This is a genomic window from Arsukibacterium sp., from assembly GCF_033722355.1.
GTDB lineage: Bacteria > Pseudomonadota > Gammaproteobacteria > Enterobacterales > Alteromonadaceae > Alishewanella.
This window is the reverse complement of sequence record NZ_JAWVZF010000255.1, coordinates 1-2,533: the sequence shown is the minus strand read 5'-3', so window position 1 is coordinate 2,533 and position 2,533 is coordinate 1. Positions and strand designations below refer to the sequence as shown.

The window sequence follows — 2,533 nt, the reverse complement described above, 5'->3', positions numbered from 1 at the left end:
TGCTTTTCCCGGCACTGCGAAAGCGCTGACGGAATAACCATCGGAGCCAGCACTTCAATGGCATGCTTACGCGAAGGATAATCGACATTGACCGTATGGTACCCTGCCCCATCCAGTGCCTGCTGCATCGTCTCCATAGCGCTGGCCGTGCGGGCCAGCCCGTGTAACAGCACAACGCAATCTTTGGCCATGCTATTAAACGACATAAGCAGCAATAACACTGATAAAATAACTCGCATAGCTGTCCTGCCCTTACATATTAAATAACCGGTTTAAGTCTTAGCCTTGCTGCTCCGGCTCGTGAGCATGCTATGCCGCTGCGGCCACCTGGCTGCGACTCATTTTGTTCACTAACAACCACGCACTGAAAGTGCCAAGCAGCATAACCAGTGCCATAAATAAGAAATAGCCGGCAAAACCGCTTTCCGGATTGTCTAACATCCGGCCGGTGAGCGGGGCGAAAAACACATCCGGGGTAAAGCCCAGCAACGAAATAACGCCCACAGCAGTCCCGGTAGCACCAAGGCGCAGCCGGCTTTCATCAATTAACGCGAAATACACTGCCCGCAGGGCAAATACCCCGACAAAGGTTAGCGCTAACATTATGGTTAGCAGCAAAACTGAGGGATTAAGCTCAGTCAGCGCCGCTATACTGGCAAAGCTTAGTGCCAGCATGCTAAATAACCCCAGCGTCAGACGGCTGGCCCGGATGCGGTCTGCCAGTAACCCGGCAGCCACCGCCACGACAGGCCGCAGATAGCTGGCCGCTGTGGTAAACTGAGCAGCCTCCAGCTGTGACCAGTTAAAGGTTTGCACCACAAACAAGCCATAATTATCCAGCGATTTATAACCGCAATAAGCACAGATCACCACCCCGGCCTGCAACCAAAGCAGCGGATTTGTCAGGGTTTCACCAAGCACAGCGGAAGTGGCTGCTGGCTGCCCTGCCTCAGGCTGCGCTCTGATACTACTGATAAAAAACCAGGCCAGCGCGGCCGTTATTGCAGTCAGCACACTGTAATAAACGATCAGAACGCGTATGGACCCCAGTGCCTGATCTGGATTGGTGAAGTTACCGTCCGCCATTATTGCATAGCGCCCCAACAGCAGCACCGCGCCACTGGCAAACACACTGGCAACCAGCCCCCGGCCGCCATCAAGCACACCAAATGCCAGGCCCTGCCGGGCAGCAGGCGCAGATATTCGTGTTGCTTTTATCATCGCTGCCCAGAACAGTAAAATGGTCGTGCACCCCCAGTAGCCAAACAGCAATGCCAACCCGGCTACACCAGGCCCTGTCCACATATAGACGCCACCGAGCGCGGTGGCCAGCAATGACAGACTCATTAAGCGATTCGGTGCCACCTTATCGGCAATAATCCCGCCGGGAAAATAACAGAGCATAGCCACCACACCGTACACGGCAAAAATATCACCCAGCTGCGCATTACTCAGCTCAAAGGCCTGTAAAAAAGTGGGACGAAAAAAACGCGCCAGATGAAATGGCAAAGCAAAAATCAGCTCACCTGCCAATATGATAATAACCACATGCCAGATAACTGACGTGGCGGCTTGCTGACGTGGCGGCTTGCTGACGTGGCATATATCCTCTGCATGATAACGAAAACCGCTTCAGCATTACGGCATCAGCCTGTGCTGTCAAGCGCCTGCAGCTAAAACCCGCATTGTTGCTTTAACGCGGCAATATCGTCAGCGGTGGGCCCTGTTTGCAGCGGGTTCAGGGCTGGATGCATCAGCGCATTAATATTGTCGATGTGGCCAAGCCCCAGCGCATGGCCGAATTCATGTGCTATGGTCATCTGTAATGTCGCCGGTGTACTGTAAGCAAAAATGGTCATGCGCCGCTTATTATTGTTAATTTCCATTAAACCCACTTCAGCAACGCCCGGTGCTGGCTGCTCTGTCAGTAACGCATTGCGATCGGCCACGGTATCATTCAGATAAAATTGCTGGCGCTGCAACCGTTCCTGCTGCTCGTTTAATTCTGCGGCCTGCTGTTGCAGTTGCTGCTCGCGGTGTTGTAACCGTCGCTGTTGTTGCTCAAGTGCAGCCAGATCAGCCTGGGAGGCACTAGCTGCCTGCTGGTTAAATGTGGCGATGTCAGCAGCAAACTGCTGGTTTTGCTCAGCAAACTCACGCTGGCGCTGCTGCAACTGCTTACTTTGCTGTGCTAACTCAGCCGCCCGGAGCTCAATATTGCTATCGTAGCGCGCTATATTTCGTTGTAGCATGGCCTGTTGCAACATCTGTTGCTGACGCTGGTCATAATGAAAATTAATCGGAAACCCGTTTACGCTGTCATAGCGAAAGAGCGCTGTACCTGCTGCATTGTTCCAGGCAGTTGCTGCCTGATGGCCAGCCTGCTCAGCTTGCTCAGCGGTTAACGCAAAGGCAGGGTCAAGCTCACCGATACGCCACAATACCGGTGTCTGGCAAAGTTGCTGGCGCATTGCTTTACCGGCCACTTGTTTCAATATAGCTGATGCAGGCTGCTGCGCCGCAAACAACGCTG

Annotated in this window: 3 protein-coding genes; all 3 read right to left on the bottom strand. The window is 53.4% G+C overall.

Features of this window, described 5'->3' with window-relative positions:
* Positions 1-239: esterase/lipase family protein (locus tag R3177_RS14515; protein ID WP_413229097.1), on the bottom strand; the 239-nt coding region annotated here is incomplete at its 3' end.
* A 70-nt stretch (positions 240-309) separates the two neighbouring features.
* Entirely contained in the window at positions 310-1,548 is a 1,239-nt protein-coding gene (locus R3177_RS14510) for an MFS transporter (protein ID WP_318971721.1), read from the bottom strand.
* Between the two features lie 125 nt (positions 1,549-1,673).
* On the bottom strand, positions 1,674-2,533 hold an 860-nt coding region (locus R3177_RS14505), incomplete at its 5' end, for a matrixin family metalloprotease (RefSeq protein ID WP_318971720.1).